Consider the following 15262-nt stretch of genomic DNA (forward strand, 5'->3'; position numbering starts at 1 on the left):
GCCGATTGTGCATACTCGGCTGATGACGACAAGTGGAAAGGGCGTCCTCCGCCCGGGCCGTTGAGCCCCTCGCCGGTCCTGCAACCGGCTTCCTGTTCGCTCGATTCCCGCCTCGCCCTCTGGTCACGTGTGCGCGAGTTCGCCGTCCCACCGACGATGATCGATGCGGCCACCGCTCGGCGCGGTGTCGGTGATTGGGTGGGTGCCTGCGCCGCGGCGCACGTCGACGCCGATATCGATCTGCGTGCGCTGGCCCGGAAACACGGCCGCGAACTCGCCGCACGGGTGCGTACCGACCTGCGGTATCTTGCCCCGGATCTGCTGCGCTGGCACCTGCCGAGAGTCGCACCCGACGGATTGCTCCGGCCGGGCCTGACGCTGACATTGGCTCGATACGCGATCGAAACATCCAGTGGCCGAGACGGATTCGTGCACCTGGTGGTGCGGACGGCACCGGCGTGGGCCGATGCCGGACAGCGCATCAGCCTGGCCGTGTGGGACGGCTCGGACACCGCGCCGAGCCTGCACCCGCACCCGCGACCGAACCGGCGCTACCGACTCGACCTGCACCGCCACCTCTGGGACGCCCGCCGAGCCGGGGAACTGGCGATGCGGTGCGGGGCATCACCGGGTGATCCGGGTTTCGCGGCGAGATTCGTCGCCGGCGCGACCTCGCCCGCCGATCGAGGGCTGATCGAAACCGTGCCGACGAATTGCGCGGTCGAGCAGTGGGCCGCCGAGGCAGTCCGGCTGCTTCGCGCCGAGCAGTCGCCGATGGCATCGCACACCGAGAAGGCTTCGGCGCAGCCGGTTTCCGCGGGCGCGGCACGAGCGTCGTCCCAGCGGGTACTGGTCCGATTCGGTGCTCGACGGCATGTGGTGCTGGAGGTGGAACCCGCACCGGCAGCATCGGGAGAACCGGCGCCGGGGTGGGGTCCGGTCGTGCGAATCGTGACGGACCACCCGCGCGGCCGCCTGACTGCCTTGCCGATCCTGCCCGATGCCGCCACCTGGACACTTCCCGACCTGGACCTCCTGCGCGCCGGCGCCATCACAGCCGACCGGCTCCACCCGCTGGTCGCCGAGGCGCTCGTCCCGATGGCGGATAGATCCCCTACCCGAACGAGGACCTCGCCACCACGAACACACCTCGTCGAATGCCGAGGTGAGACGCATCGGATCGGCTTGGTGAACGGGGCGCTCAGCGCGCTCGACCACGACCCGGCCGAGGTCGAGCGGGAGGAACTCCTGGTGGCTTTGACCGGTGTCGCCCTGCCGTGCCTGCGCGTGATCGATGCGGCGCATCGCCGACCCGACTGGATCGACGGTGTCCGTGAACGTCTCGACCACGGTGACACCGCCGGAGCCCTGACCGTCGTCGAAGACCTGCTCGGCGCGGGTGCCGTGCTGCGGGACGGACCGTTGCGCGACGCCCTCGACCGGGCGGCACGCCGCCGGATCACCTACGGCCTGTATCGATCCGAGGTCTTTGCGGGTCTCGGCAAGGACGCCCCGCGCACCCTCGCCGACCGCCTGCAGCGAGCAGGGCTGCGCCACGGACGTGACCGCAAGCTCCTCCAGCGCCTGGCCCGCCACGACAACCGCCACGTCCTTTCCTGACCGTGCCGCCGGTCTCACCGCCGCGCGGTGAACCCATCAGGCACCCGAACTCTCAGACCCCCAAGGTGATTCATGACTGTGCACTTTTCCGATCTGCCCACGCAGTACGCCGCCACCTTCCCGGCCCCGATGCCTGCTCCGGCATCACCCGACCGCCGAGGTGAATCGACCGCACCCCGACCGCACACCGCCCAACTCGATGTCGCCGACGAACTCCTGAACCTGCTCGGCCGCACCACCATCGAACCACGCCGCAATCCGCAACTCGAGGCGCTCACCCTGGCCGTCGCCGCCGATCTGCCGGTGCTGCTGTGGGGTGAACCCGGGATCGGTAAGACCGCCGCGCTCACCCAGCTCGCCGAATCCCTCGACCTGCCACTCACCACCGTCATCGCGAGTGTGCACGAGCCTTCGGACTTCTCGGGTCTGCCGATCCCCGGCGCCGACCCGGCCGTCGACGGTGTCCCCATGGCACCGCCGGACTGGGCGGTGCAGCTGGCCCAGGCCGGTCGCGGGCTGCTGTTCCTGGACGAATTGTCCACCGCCCCACCGGCCGTGCAAGCGGCGCTGCTGCGGCTGGTGCTCGAACGGCGGGTCGGTGCGTTGCGGCTGCCTCCGGGAGTGCGCATCGTCGCGGCGGCGAACCCCCGGTCGTCCGCCGCCGACGGCTGGGAACTCAGCCCGCCACTGGCCAACCGTTTCGTACATCTGCACTGGACCCACGACCCGGAGGTGGTCGTACGCGGTCTCGGCGGCACCTGGCCGAAGGCGACGCTGCCGCGACTGGACTCCGAAAAGCTGCCGGAGGCAGTCGCTTTCGCGCGCCGATCGGTGTGTTCGCTCCTCACCGCACGCCCCGCGCTCACACATCAGCTGCCGACGACCGAAACGCGGCGGGGCGGGGCGTGGGCCTCACCGCGCAGCTGGGAGATGACGATGCGGCTCATAGCCTTCGCCACCGCATCGGGCGCCGACCGCGAGGTCCTCGCACAGCTGATCCGCGGCACCGTCGGTGACGGACCCGGATTCGAGCTGCTCACCAGCATGGACCGGATGGACCTGCCCGACCCGGAAACCCTGCTCGCCGACCCGGCGGCCGCCGACCTGCCCGAGCGAGGCGATCTGCGCCAGGTAGTCCTGGACGGCGTCGTCGCCGCCGTCCGCAACCACCCGAACCGGGCGCGATGGGACGCGGCCTGGGCACTGCTGGTGCGGGCCGTCCGGACGGGCGCCCCGGACCTGGTTGTCGTGCCCGCCACCACCTTGGCCACCCTGCGTCGCGACGACTGGGTGGTGCCCGCCGCGATCGAGGAACTCGCGGGTGTGGTGTCGATCTCGCAACGCGCGGACCGGGCGGCTGCCCGCGTCGCGGCGAAGGTGAGCCGATGAGCTTCGACATCGACAAGCTCTACGCCGCCCGCCTGCACGCGGTCCGGGCACGGCCCTACCTGGCGACCGCGCTGTTCGCCCTGCACCTCGTCGAATCGCGGCAGGTGCCGACGATGGGCGTCGACCGGTACTGGCGGTGTTATGTCGCACCGGGTTTCGTCGACCGCACACCGGTCGAGGAACTGGCCTCGGTGCTGGTTCACGAGGTCTCGCACCTGTTGCGCGAACACCACGAGCGCGGCGAGCGCTTCGCCCGAGCACACAATCTGGACGGACCGGCCGAGCAACTGCGCCGCAATATCGCCGCCGACGTCGAGATCAACGACGACGCCTTCGGTGACGGCCTCGTCGTGCCCGAGGGCGCGGTCACGCCCGCACGGTTGGGGTTGGCGCAGGGCGAACTGATGGAGGAATATCTGCGGCAGTTCCGCCTCGGTCGCCTTACCGAGGACATGGCCTGGCTCGACTGCGGCAGCGGTGCCGACGGAGCGGACCGCCCCTGGGATCTCGGCCCCGACGGCGCCGACGGGCTCGACACCCAGGAACGCGACGCGGTGCGCTTCCGCGTCGCCCAGGCCATCATCGGCCGACCAGGCGACGCACCCGCGGGCTGGCGGCGCTGGGCGAAGGACGCGCTGCACCCACCGCAGCCGTGGCGTGATCTGCTCGGCGCGGCCCTGCGCTCGGCGGCGACCGCGGCGGGCGCGGGTGCCGACTACCGGTACGGGCGACCAGCCAGGCGCGCGGCGAGCCTGCCCGGAGTGGTACTGCCGAGTCTGCGCCGGACACCACCACGGGTGGGGGTGATCATCGATACGTCGGGGTCGGTCAGTGACGACGAATTGGGCAGTGCCCTACTGGAAGTCGCCGCGATCACCCGCACCCTCGGCGGCCGCCACGACCTGCTCACCGTGTGGTCGTGCGACGCGGCCGCCCGCATCGCCGACCCGGTGTGCCGCGCCGAGGGAATCACCCTGATCGGAGGCGGCGGCACCGACCTGCGGACCGGATTCACCCGCGCCCTGCGCACCCGACCGGACGTCCTCGTCGCACTGACCGACGGCCAGACACCGTGGCCGTCGGCGCGCCCGTCCTGCCGAACCGTCGTCGGCCTGTTCCGCCGGGAACGCGCTGTGTCGGAGAACGATCCGTATTACGTGCCCGACCGCCCGCCCGCTTGGGCCAGAGTGGTCCAGATCGGCTGAGGTCATCGCTCGGTATCGCCGCCCGCCCGTCCATGACGAGTCCTCGATCAGGCGGTGCGGCGAGCCCGGATCGGCGAGACCAGCATGAACAGCCCGGTGAACAACAGGGTCGCGAGCGGTATCAGCGGGAGGTAGGAGACCCACACGATCGGATCGGGCAGTGACAGCGCCACGATCGTGGCGACCACGGCGAGCGTGAACACCACCCCCGACCAGCGATGCACCTGCCGCGCCCGCCCGATGACCGGGCGTCGCCGCCCGCGCACGTACATCCACGCACCGGAAACGAAGAGCCCGGCGAGCGGGACCAGCGGCAGGTAGGACACCCACTGCGGACCGCGCAAGGCAAGCACAAGCACGGTGACGACCAGCGTGGCGAGAAAAGTGACGGCGATCAGCCGGTGCGCCCGGCGAACCCTGGCGGTTGTGTTCATGGGGACGACATTTCCACGCCTGGATCACCTGAGCTTCTCGATTCCTGATCGCTTCGACACCCAGTGTCAGCTGTGGCGCACATCACAGTTGCGTAGCAATTCGGGTCAGAACCTTTTCGCGAGCTTGGGTAAGTCTTTACTATTGATCCCGGCCCGTTTCCGAGGGCTCTTCTCGCAGCTCAGTGTCTGTTGCCAGTGCATGTTCGACCGATGAACCGGACGCCTCACCGCTCCGGCGAAGGAGAATGATGGCTACCGTCAATGGTTCGGATGTTGTGAATTCTGCGCTGCCGCACACTGTTACGGCCATTCGGCGCGTCACGGCGGCGGGGCGGTGTGTCCCGGCTCACCGATAGCGAATTGCTGTGGGCCACAACACGATGGCGGCAAGATTATGGCCACTCCCACTGTTGTTGCGGCACACTGGTTTTGCCAAATCTTTACCAATAGATTGATCACCTATGCCATTCCTTCCCGGTTCGCCGTCGCACCGGGGTTCCCTGCGCGAAGGAGAGACATGTCCGTAGATCAAGATCTCGCTCCGCCCGAGCCCGAGGTCGCGCCGCTACCCGAAAACCCGTCCCGCCCACCGCGGTTGCAGAACATAGTGCGTCACGATCTGCCCGCCTCCATTGTCGTCTTCCTGGTCGCATTGCCGTTGTCGCTCGGCATCGCGGTCGCCTCCGGCGCGCCGGTCGCCGCCGGACTCGTTGCCGCCGTGATCGGCGGTATCGTCGCCGGTTCGCTCGGCGGTTCGGTCCTGCAGGTCAGTGGTCCCGCCGCCGGACTCACCGTCGTCGTTGCCGAATCTATTACCCAGTTCGGCTGGCGGACAACCTGTTTCATCGTCGCCGCCGCCGGTGTGCTGCAGATCCTGTTCGGGCTGAGCCGGATCGCGCGCGCCGCCCTCGCCGTGGCGCCCGTCGTGGTACACGCGATGCTCGCGGGCATCGGAATCACCATCGCGCTACAGCAGATCCACGTGCTGCTCGGCGGTTCCTCGCACAGCAGCGCATGGCGCAATCTCGTCGAACTGCCCGGTCAGCTGCTGTCCGTGCACGGCGGCGGCGCCCTCGTCGGCGCCGTGGTGATCGCGGTGATGCTCGGCTGGAAGTACGTCCCACCGGCCTTGCGCGCGGTGCCCGGCCCGCTCGTCGCGGTGGTCGTCGGCACACTGATCTCGTTCCTGTTCACCGACATCGACCGCATCGTCCTCGACGGCTCGATCTTCGACGCCCTGCAACTGCCGCAGCTGCCCTCGGGTAACTGGGCTGCCGTGGCCATGATGGTGCTCACCATCGCGCTCATCGCCAGCGTGGAGAGCCTGCTCTCGGCGGTCGCCGTCGACAAGATGCACACCGGTCCGCGCACCGATTTCGACCGTGAACTCGTCGGCCAGGGTTCGGCGAACGTGCTCTCGGGCCTGGTCGGCGGCCTGCCGATCACCGGTGTGATCGTGCGCAGTTCGGCCAATGTGGCCGCGGGCGCGCGCTCGCGTGCCTCGGCGATCATGCACGGTGTCTGGGTGCTGGTGTTCTCCGTGGCGCTGGTCGGGCTGGTCGAGCAGATCCCGATGGCCGCGCTGGCCGGTCTGCTCATCGTCATCGGCATCCAGCTGGTGAAGATCGCTCACATCCGGTCCGCCAAACGTACCGGCGACCTGCTGATCTACCTCGTCACGGTGCTCGGCGTCGTATTCCTGAACCTGCTGGAGGGCGTGCTGCTCGGGCTCGGGCTCGCCTTCGCACTGCTGCTGTGGCGGGTGGTGCGTGTGCAGGTGAGCGCGGTGCCGGTGGGGGCGCGCTGGCTGGTCCGCATCGACGGATCGTGCACCTTCCTCGCGCTGCCCAAGCTGTCCTCCGAACTGGCCAAGGTGCCCGCCGGTGCCGAGGTGACGGTGGAGATGACCGTCGACTTCCTCGACCACGCCGCCTTCGAGGCCATCGAGGACTGGCAGCGTCAGCTGGAAAGTTCCGGCGGCCGTGTCGATTTCGTGGAGATCGGCAGTGCGCGGATGGCCGGTGCCGACGCGGCGCCGCCCGCCCGCGGCTTCGGGCGGCAGGTGTGGGACGAGTTCCTCGGACCGTGGCGCCACCGCGCCTCCGGCGGCGACGCGCTGCGGGCCGGTGTGTCGGCCTTCCATCGCAGCCACGCCCACGTGGTGCGGCCGCACCTGGACGGGCTGCGCGACCGGCAGGACCCCGACTCGTTCTTCCTCACCTGCGCCGATTCACGGATCGTGCCCAACGTGATCACCTCGAGCGGTCCCGGTGACCTGTTCACCGTGCGCAATGTGGGCAATCTGGTGCCGATCACCGGCGATCACTCCGTCGAGGCGGCACTGGCGTTCGCGCTGGACGAACTCGCGGTGCGCTCGGTGGTGGTGTGCGGGCACTCCGCCTGCGGGGCGATGAAGGCGGTCTACACCGGCGCCGACGCCGAGGGTGGGCTCAGTTCCTGGCTCGCGCACGCCGAGGCCAGCCTGGAGCGGTTCCGTGCCGGTCACCCGGTGGTCCGGGCGGCCAGGGCGGCGGGCTTCGACGAGATCGACCAGCTCAGCATGGTGAACGTGGCCGTACAGGTCGAAACGCTGGGTCGACATCCCGCGGTGCGGCGTGCCGTCGAGGAGCGTGGGCTGGTCGTGTCGGGGCTGTTCTTCGACATCGCCGGTGCCCGGGTGCTCGAGGTGACCGCCGACGGCGTCCGAACCATCGACGGTGACCTCGGCGTCGGACTGTGACCGGCCGGCGGTCGGCTCGTTAGGCTGAGACAATGACCAGCGAGCCGACCGCCGACCGCGCCGAACCCGACACCGTGGCCACCGCCTCCGGCTCGCCCGGACGATGGGACGCGATCAAGGATCGCGGGCGCGCCTTCCGGGAAGGCATTGCCGCCCGCCCTATCCTGAACGCCGGCTACCGCGTCGCCGTCGGCGTGATCGGTGGGTTGGTGCTGATCGTCGGGATCATCACGATCCCGTACCCGGGACCTGGCTGGGCGCTCGTGTTCGCGGGCTTCGGCATCCTGGCCACCGAGTTCATGTGGGCGCACCACACCCTCACCTGGGTGCGTGGCAAGTACCGGATCGTCATGGACTGGTACACCTCACGCGGCTGGGTGATCAAGACACTCGGCGCGGTCGCCACCTTCGCCCTCGTCGTCGTGACGTTGTGGCTGCTCGGCACATACTCGATGGTCGGCGGGTGGATCGGAGTCGATTGGCCATGGTTGCGCAGTCCCCTGATGTCGTGAGCACGGCCCCCGGCCGGGCGCTCACCGACCCCGCCTGGCTATCGGCCAGGATCACCGAGATGAGCCGCTCGTGGGGCACCGAGACCCGGCGCGTCGGCGGCACCCTGTGGTGGTGCATGGTCGCCTCGGCGCTGGTCGCGCCCATCACCTCCGCCTACGCGAAGGGCTATCCCGCCCCGCTGGCCGCCCTCGACGAATTCGAGTGCGAGATCCGCCCGGACGGGGGAGTGGAGCGAGTGCGGTTCCGCGCCTTCGCTCCCGCCGCGTCGGGCGTGGCCTGCGAGGCCGTGCAACCTACATCCTCTGGCGACGCTGTTGTCGGTGCCGCCTTGCGCGAGACGCTGACAGTCGTGATCCCGCAGGTAGCGGCGGTTTCCGGGGCGGCGGTGCCTGCCCTGTGGGCGATCGTCACCGACGCCATCGGCAACCGGGCCCTCGACGCGGGCGCCCGGGCCGCGGGCGAACAGCTCGCGGCCGAGATCGGTTCCCGGCTACCCGCCCCACGCTTCGTCACCCTCGCCGACCGCACTTTCGTCAAGCGGATCTCGTGCTGCCTGGTCTACGAGGTCCCCACCTGCACCATGTGCACCAGTTGCCCCAAACGCCCACCCGCCGAGCGCACGGCCTTGCTGTCGCAAGCCTGATCCCCGGGATCCATCCCACCCCCAGTAGAGTTGGGCGCGGTGCGGGGATGGCCCGCACCGCTGTGGGGTCCGCCCCACAGAACGCGACGTCAAGGAGAGCATTCCCGTGACCACCTCTGCACCGATCAGCCCAGTCGCGCTCGTCACCGTGCCGGCCGGGACTACCGCGGGCGCGGCGGTGCGGGAAGCGGGTCTGCCGACCAAGGGCCCCGACACCGTCGTCGTCGTGCGCGACGCCGAGGGCGCCCTCAAGGACCTGTCCTGGGTTCCCGAGGAAGACGCCGAGGTCGAGCCCGTCGCCGCGAACACCGAGGACGGGCGCAGCGTGATCCGGCACTCGGCCGCGCATGTGCTCGCCCAGGCGGTGCAGCAGGAGTTCCCCGAGGCCAAGCTGGGCATCGGCCCGCCGATCAAGGACGGCTTCTACTACGACTTCCGCGTCGAGCGGCCGTTCACCCCCGAGGATCTGGCCAAGCTGGAATCCCGGATGAAGAAGATCATCAAAGGCGCGCAACGGTTTTCGCGCCGGGTGGTCGAGGTCGACGAGGCCCGCGTCGAGCTGGCCGGTGAGCCGTTCAAGCTCGAACTCATCAGCGACAAGTCCGGCATCGACGACCCGGAGATCATGGAGGTCGGCGGCAACGAGCTGACCATCTACGACAACCTCGACCCGCGCACCGGCGAGAAGCTGTGGGGCGACCTGTGCCGCGGCCCGCACATCCCCACCACCAAGTTCATCCCCGCCTTCAAGCTCACCCGCTCCTCGGCCGCGTACTGGCGCGGCGACCAGGACCGAGAGGACCTGCAGCGCATCTACGGCACCGCCTGGGAATCGACCGAGGCGATGGACGAGTACCTGCACCTGCTGGCCGAGGCCGAGCGCCGCGACCACCGCAAGCTGGGCCTGGAACTCGACCTGTTCTCCTTCCCCGACGAGCTCGGCTCGGGCCTGCCGGTGTTCCACCCCAAGGGCGGCATCATCCGCAAGGAGATGGAGGAGTACTCGCGGCAGCGCCACATCGACGCGGGCTACGAGTTCGTCAACACCCCGCACATCACCAAGGGCGCGCTGTTCGAGACCTCCGGCCACCTGGACTGGTACCGCGACGGCATGTTCCCGGCCATGCACCTGGACGCCGAACTCAACGACGACGGCACCGTGCGCAAGCCCGGCCAGGACTACTACGTCAAGCCGATGAACTGCCCGATGCACAACCTGATCTTCCGCGCGCGTGGCCGTTCCTACCGTGAACTGCCGTTGCGGATGTTCGAGTTCGGGTCGGTGTACCGCTACGAGAAGTCCGGCGTGATCCACGGCCTGACCCGCGTGCGCGGCATGACCCAGGACGACGCCCACATCTACTGCACCAAAGAGCAGATGCACGGCGAGCTCACCACCACCTTGAACTTCGTGCTGTCGCTGCTCAAGGACTACGGCCTCGACGACTTCTACCTGGAGCTGTCGACCAAGGACCCGAAGAAGTTCGTCGGCTCCGACGAGCTGTGGGAAGAGGCCACCGAAACCCTGTCGAAGGTGGCGTCGGCCTCGGGTCTCGAGCTGATCCCCGACCCGGGCGGCGCCGCGTTCTACGGCCCGAAGATCTCCGTGCAGGCCAAGGACGCGCTGGGCCGTACCTGGCAGATGTCGACCATCCAGCTCGACTTCAACCTGCCCGAACGGTTCAACCTCGAATACACCGCCTCCGACGGCACCAAGCAGCGTCCGGTGATGATCCACCGTGCCCTCTTCGGTTCCATCGAGCGGTTCTTCGGTGTGCTCACCGAGCACTACGCCGGTGCGTTCCCCGCGTGGCTGTCGCCCGTGCAGGTGGTCGGCATTCCCGTGGCGGAAAACTTTGTGCCCCACCTGGATTCGGTGATCGAGCGGCTGGCCGACGCCGGTGTGCGTGCGCAGGTCGACCGCAGCGACGACCGCATGCAGAAGAAGATCTTCAACCAGACCGCACAGAAGGTGCCGTTCATGCTGCTGGCCGGCGCCCGCGACGTGGAGTCCGGCGCGGTGAGCTTCCGGTTCCGCGACGGCACCCAGGTCAACGGCGTGCCTGTCGACGATGCGGTGGCCACCATCGTGGCCTGGGTCGGCAACCGGGAGAACGCCTCGCCGACCGCGGAGGGCTTCGAGATCGTCGAGGCGAGCTCATGAGCGAGCAGGCCGAGGCGTCGGCGGGCTCCATCGTCGACGCCGGGGCGGGCAGGCCCGACCGGTTGCAGCGGATCTGGACGCCGTATCGGATGTCCTACATCACCGGCGAGGTGAAGCCCAAGGACGCCACCGGGCACCCGTTCACCGACATCCCCAAGATGTCGGACGAGGACGGGCTCATCATCGCCCGCGGCGAGCAGGTGTACGCCGTGCTCAACTTGTACCCGTACAACCCAGGGCACATGATGGTGGTGCCGTACCGCCGGGTAGCCGACCTGGAGGACCTCACATCCGCCGAGAGCGCGGAACTGATGTCGTTCACCCAGCAGGCCATCCGCGTGATGAAACGGGTCTCCCGGCCCGCCGGATTCAACGTGGGCCTCAACCTGGGCGGAGTGGCCGGTGGTTCGCTCGCCGACCACTTGCACCAGCACATCGTTCCGCGCTGGGGCGGGGATGCGAACTTCATCACCGTGGTCGGCGGGGTGAAGGTGATGCCTCAGTTGTTGCGTGAGACGCGGCAATTGCTGGCGGAGGCATGGGAGGCGTAGATGTGTGATCATCGCGGAGCCGCGCACATCGCAGCCGATCGGGTGCGGGTGCCCCGCATGGCACAGGAGGAATAGGACACCGTGCTCAGCTTCTTCGGGCGGCAGACGTTTGCCAAAGCGACTGCGCCGCTGGGCAAAGCGCTCGTCAAGACCGGGCTCACCCCCGACACGATGACCCTCATCGGCACCGCCGCGACAATCGTCGCGGCGGTGACGCTGTTTCCCAGCGGTCACCTCTTCTGGGGAACGATGGTCATCTGGTTGTTCGTCATGTTCGACATGCTCGACGGTGCGATGGCGCGCGCCCGCGGCGGCGGCACGAAGTACGGCGCGGTCCTCGACGCCACCTGTGATCGGCTGGCCGACGGCGCGATCTTCGCCGGTCTGGCATGGTGGGCGGTCTACCACGAGCACAGCAAGCAGCTGTTCGTCGCCACGCTGATCGTGCTGGTCACCTCGCAGGTGATCTCGTACGCCAAGGCGCGGGCCGAGGCCAGTGGTCTGTCGGCCGACGGCGGGATCATCGAACGGCCCGACCGGCTGGTGATCGTGCTCGTCGGCGCCGGGCTCACCGGAATCGGCGGGCACTGGGGCATCGGCTGGCTCACCTGGGCGGTGTATGTGGCCATGTGGGTGCTGGCGGTGCTCAGCACCGTCACCGTGTTCCAGCGGGTGCTCGCGGTGCGCAACTCGCCGGGCGCGCGCACGGTGATCCCGCCCGCGCCGCGACAACAGGCAGGGGAGACGGCGTCGTGACCATCAGCGAACGGCTCAGCGACTGGGGCTACGCGGCGGGGTGGCGGCTGGTCCGTTCGGCGCCGGAACCCTTGGTGCGCAAGGCTTTCGACTTCGGTGCCGACCGGGCGACCAAGGACGGCGGACCGCGGCAGCTGCGCCGCAACCTGGCCCGCGTGCTCGGCGTAGCACCGGCCGAGGTTCCCGACGACCTGATGCGGGCGAGCATGCGTTCCTACGCCCGGTACTGGCGTGAGGCGTTCCGGCTGCCGAGCATGGACCACAGCACCATCGACTACTACGTCCACGGCCTGGAAAACGTCGACGCCGGCCTCGAAGCCGGGCGCGGCGTCATCTTCGTCCTGCCGCATTCCGGCAACTGGGACATGGCCGGGGTATGGCTGGTCCAGCACTACGACACCTTCACCACCGTCGCCGAACGGCTGAAGCCCGAATCGCTGTTCGAACGGTTCGTGGCCTACCGCGAGAGCCTCGGCTTCGAGGTGTTCCCGCTGACCGGCGGAGAACAGCCACCCTTCGTGCCGCTGACCGAACGGTTGCGGCAGAACCGGATCGTGTGCCTGATGGGGGAACGTGACCTCACCGGCCGCGGTGTGCCGGTGAACTTCTTCGGCGAACGCACCTGGATGCCCGCGGGTGCGGCCAAACTCGCCATCGAGACCGGCGCCGCGCTGATGCCGGTGCACGCCTGGTTCACCACCGAGGCCGACGGCACCGAGGGTTGGGGCTTGAAAGCCGGTGCGCCGCTGGATGTCTCGGGTGGTGTGGCCGCGACGACCCAGCTGCTCGCCGACGAATTCGCGGCGAACATCGCCCGCCACCCGGCCGACTGGCACATGCTCCAGCCCCTGTGGGAAGCCGATCTGTCGCCGGAACGACTGGCCCGGATCGCCGCGGCCAAGGCAGGTGACGTGCTGTGAAGATCGGCATGGTCTGCCCGTACTCCTTCGACGTGCCAGGCGGCGTGCAGGCGCACGTGGTCGAGCTGGCACGGGTGTTCATCGAGCGTGGGCACCGGGTGAGCGTGCTCGCGCCCGCATCCGACGACACGCCGTTGCCCGACTTCGTCGTCTCGGCCGGTCGTGCCGTCGCCATTCCCTACAACGGGTCGGTGGCGCGACTGTCGTTCGGGCCGATGGCCTACACGCGCATCCGCCGCTGGATCGACAGCAACGACTTCGACGTGCTGCACATCCACGAACCCAACGCGCCGAGCCTGTCGATGCTCGCGCTCAAGATCGCCGAGGGCCCCATCGTGGCGACCTTCCACACCTCGACCACGAAGTCGTTGGTGCTCAGCACTTTTCAGGGTGTGCTCCGCCCGTACCACGAGAAGATCAGCGGGCGGATCGCCGTGTCGGAGCTGGCCAGGCGCTGGCAGGTGGAGGCGCTCGGGTCGGATGCGGTGGAGATCCCCAACGGGGTCGATGTGTCGGCGTTCGCGCGCGGCCCACTGCTCGACGGCTACCCGCGCGCGGGCAAGACGGTGCTGTTCCTCGGCCGCTACGACGAACCGCGCAAGGGCATGGACGTGCTGCTCGCCGCCCTGCCCGCGCTCGTCGAACGACATCCCGACGTGGAGATCCTGATCGTCGGGCGCGGCGACGAGGACAGGCTGCGCCGCGAGGCGGGCCCCCACGCCGGGCACCTGCGCTTCCTCGGCCAGGTCTCCGACGCGGAGAAGGCCGCCGCGCTGCGCAGCGCCGACGTGTACGTGGCGCCGAACCTGGGCGGGGAGAGCTTCGGCATCATCCTCATCGAGGCCATGGCGGCGGGCACGCCGGTCGTGGCCAGCGAACTCGACGCCTTCCGCCGTGTACTGCGCGACGGCAGCGCCGGTCTGCTCACCCCCGTGGGTGACGCGGTGGCGCTGGCCGAGGCCATCGACACCCTGCTCACCGACGACGACACCCGCGACCGGTTGGTGCGCACCGCCACCCAGGTGGTCGCCGCCTACGACTGGCCGGTGGTCGCCGAACAGATCCTGCGCGTGTACGAGACCGTCACCGTCGGCGACAACGGGGTGCGGGCCGCCGGATGATCACCTTCTCAGCGACCGCGATTCTCGTTCTCGGCCTGGTCGCCCTGTTCGTGCTCGCGCTCGGTGTGTGGGCGGCGTCCACCGCCAACCGGCTCGACCGGCTGCACGTGCGCTCGGACCGGTCCTGGCAGGCCCTCGACGCGGCACTTGCCCGGCGCGCGGTGGTCGCGCGCGCGGTCGCCATGGCCATCGCGGGCCCGGCGAGTACCGACCCGCTGCGATCCGAGCGGGCCGGACAGCTCGCCGCCCTGGCCGACTGGGCCGAACGCGCCGATCGGGGCGATCGCGAGACCATCGAGAACCAGCTCTCGGCCGCGCTGTCGACGATCGACATCGGTCAGCTACGACCCCAGCTCGTCGCCGAACTCGCCGACGCCGAGGCGCGGGTGCTCATCGCGCGCCGATTCCACAACGACGCCGTACGCGACACCCTCGCCCTGCGCACCCGTCGGCCCGTGCGCTGGCTGCACCTCGGCGGTACCGCGCCGCTGCCGACCTATTTCGAGATCACCGAACGCGCGACACCGGCCGCGTCCACCGGGCTCGAGGTGCACACCACCCGCACCTCGGCGCGCGTGGTGCTGCTCGACGAACAGGACCGGGTGCTGCTGCTGCGCGGGCACGACCCGATGGTTCCCGAGGTGGCGTTCTGGTTCACCGTCGGCGGCGGCGTAGAGCCGGGGGAGACCCTGCGCGAAACGGCGGTGCGCGAGGTGTACGAGGAGACCGGGCAGCGGATCGACCCGGCCGCGTTGCGTGGTCCGCTGTGGCGGCGGGTCGCGGTGTTCCCGTTCAACGGTGAACTCATCCGCTCCGAAGAACTGTTCTTCGTCCTGCGCGCCCCCAGTTTCGCCTGGCGGCCCGCCGACCTCACCGCGCTGGAACGGCGCACCATCACCGACCACCGCTGGTGCACGCCCGCCGACATCCGCGCCCTCGACGCCACCGGCGAGGCGGTGTACCCGTACCACCTCGACGAGTTGCTCGCCGAGGCGATCGGCGCCGCCGCCGACGACACCGAACCGGTGGTCCGGTCCATTCGCTGATCCGGACCGTGTGTGTCGCCTCACGCCGCGCGGTCCGCAGCCGGTCCAGATGCGGCGGTCGACGGCATCGGCCCAGGTCGCGACCAGTCCAGTGGGCTCCGACTGGCTATGAACCCTGATTCGGCGGCCACCTAGAATCGCAGGAGACCACACAGTCTGC

At 69.3% G+C, this 15262-nt stretch carries 13 protein-coding genes; 12 read left to right on the plus strand and 1 reads right to left on the minus strand.

Annotated features, from left to right (window positions below):
• The first annotated feature begins 129 nt into the window (after positions 1-129).
• From AB0I19_RS07570 to AB0I19_RS07580, 3 genes are all read left to right on the plus strand, one after another.
• A complete protein-coding gene (locus tag AB0I19_RS07570; protein ID WP_357145791.1) occupies positions 130-1620 on the plus strand; it encodes a hypothetical protein in 1491 nt (496 codons plus the stop codon).
• Between the two features lie 129 nt (positions 1621-1749).
• Positions 1750-3009 carry an AAA family ATPase gene (locus tag AB0I19_RS07575; protein ID WP_357146687.1) on the plus strand — a complete coding sequence of 420 codons (1260 nt, stop codon included), beginning with the start codon at positions 1750-1752 and terminating at the stop codon, positions 3007-3009.
• Positions 3006-4214 (plus strand): VWA-like domain-containing protein, encoded by a 1209-nt coding sequence (locus AB0I19_RS07580; protein ID WP_357145794.1) that lies wholly within the window; start codon positions 3006-3008, stop codon positions 4212-4214. The genes AB0I19_RS07575 and AB0I19_RS07580 overlap by 4 nt, the downstream gene beginning before the upstream one ends.
• A gap of 47 nt (positions 4215-4261) precedes the next feature.
• On the opposite strand, the gene AB0I19_RS07585 is transcribed toward AB0I19_RS07580, so the two are convergent.
• Entirely contained in the window at positions 4262-4648 is a 387-nt protein-coding gene (locus AB0I19_RS07585; RefSeq protein WP_357145796.1) for a hypothetical protein, read from the minus strand.
• Positions 4649-5165: 517 nt separating this feature from the next.
• Here AB0I19_RS07585 and AB0I19_RS07590 point away from each other — a divergent pair.
• The 9 genes from AB0I19_RS07590 (at position 5166) to AB0I19_RS07630 (ending at position 15102) form a co-directional block, all read left to right on the plus strand.
• Positions 5166-7388: a SulP family inorganic anion transporter gene (locus AB0I19_RS07590; RefSeq protein WP_357145799.1), complete on the plus strand. Its 2223-nt coding sequence runs from the start codon at positions 5166-5168 to the stop codon at positions 7386-7388.
• A 32-nt stretch (positions 7389-7420) separates the two neighbouring features.
• Complete coding sequence (locus AB0I19_RS07595; RefSeq protein WP_357145802.1) at positions 7421-7900, plus strand: TIGR02611 family protein; 480 nt, start codon at positions 7421-7423, stop codon at positions 7898-7900.
• Complete coding sequence (locus tag AB0I19_RS07600) at positions 7897-8544, plus strand: (2Fe-2S)-binding protein (protein ID WP_357145803.1); 648 nt, start codon at positions 7897-7899, stop codon at positions 8542-8544. The genes AB0I19_RS07595 and AB0I19_RS07600 overlap by 4 nt, the downstream gene beginning before the upstream one ends.
• A 106-nt stretch (positions 8545-8650) precedes the next feature.
• Positions 8651-10708, plus strand: coding sequence for a threonine--tRNA ligase (gene thrS, locus AB0I19_RS07605; protein WP_357145805.1), 2058 nt, complete (start codon positions 8651-8653; stop codon positions 10706-10708).
• Positions 10705-11259 carry an HIT domain-containing protein gene (locus AB0I19_RS07610; protein ID WP_357145808.1) on the plus strand — a complete coding sequence of 185 codons (555 nt, stop codon included), beginning with the start codon at positions 10705-10707 and terminating at the stop codon, positions 11257-11259. Before thrS ends, AB0I19_RS07610 begins: the two co-directional genes overlap by 4 nt.
• 81 nt (positions 11260-11340) lie before the next feature.
• On the plus strand, positions 11341-12015 hold the full coding sequence (pgsA, locus tag AB0I19_RS07615; protein WP_357145811.1) for a phosphatidylinositol phosphate synthase: 675 nt from the start codon (positions 11341-11343) through the stop codon (positions 12013-12015).
• Positions 12012-12935, plus strand: a complete 924-nt coding sequence (locus AB0I19_RS07620; RefSeq protein WP_357145814.1) for a phosphatidylinositol mannoside acyltransferase — start codon at positions 12012-12014, stop codon at positions 12933-12935. The genes pgsA and AB0I19_RS07620 overlap by 4 nt, the downstream gene beginning before the upstream one ends.
• On the plus strand, positions 12932-14056 hold the full coding sequence (locus tag AB0I19_RS07625; protein WP_067492925.1) for a glycosyltransferase family 4 protein: 1125 nt from the start codon (positions 12932-12934) through the stop codon (positions 14054-14056). The genes AB0I19_RS07620 and AB0I19_RS07625 overlap by 4 nt, the downstream gene beginning before the upstream one ends.
• A complete protein-coding gene (locus tag AB0I19_RS07630; protein ID WP_357146690.1) occupies positions 14056-15102 on the plus strand; it encodes an NUDIX domain-containing protein in 1047 nt (348 codons plus the stop codon). Before AB0I19_RS07625 ends, AB0I19_RS07630 begins: the two co-directional genes overlap by 1 nt.
• Positions 15103-15262: the final 160 nt, after the last annotated feature.

The organism is Nocardia sp. NPDC050413, assembly GCF_040655475.1.
Classification (GTDB): domain Bacteria; phylum Actinomycetota; class Actinomycetes; order Mycobacteriales; family Mycobacteriaceae; genus Nocardia; species Nocardia coubleae.

Excerpts from the sequence above, each read along its gene's own strand:
- AB0I19_RS07590 (WP_357145799.1), top strand. The coding sequence starts at position 5,166 with ATGTCCGTAGATCAAGATCTCGCTCCGCCCGAGCCCGAGGTCGCGCCG.
- AB0I19_RS07585 (WP_357145796.1), bottom strand. The coding sequence starts at position 4,648 with ATGAACACAACCGCCAGGGTTCGCCGGGCGCACCGGCTGATCGCCGTC.
- AB0I19_RS07580 (WP_357145794.1), top strand. The coding sequence starts at position 3,006 with ATGAGCTTCGACATCGACAAGCTCTACGCCGCCCGCCTGCACGCGGTC.
- AB0I19_RS07595 (WP_357145802.1), top strand. The coding sequence starts at position 7,421 with ATGACCAGCGAGCCGACCGCCGACCGCGCCGAACCCGACACCGTGGCC.
- AB0I19_RS07575 (WP_357146687.1), top strand. The coding sequence starts at position 1,750 with ATGCCTGCTCCGGCATCACCCGACCGCCGAGGTGAATCGACCGCACCC.
- AB0I19_RS07610 (WP_357145808.1), top strand. The coding sequence starts at position 10,705 with ATGAGCGAGCAGGCCGAGGCGTCGGCGGGCTCCATCGTCGACGCCGGG.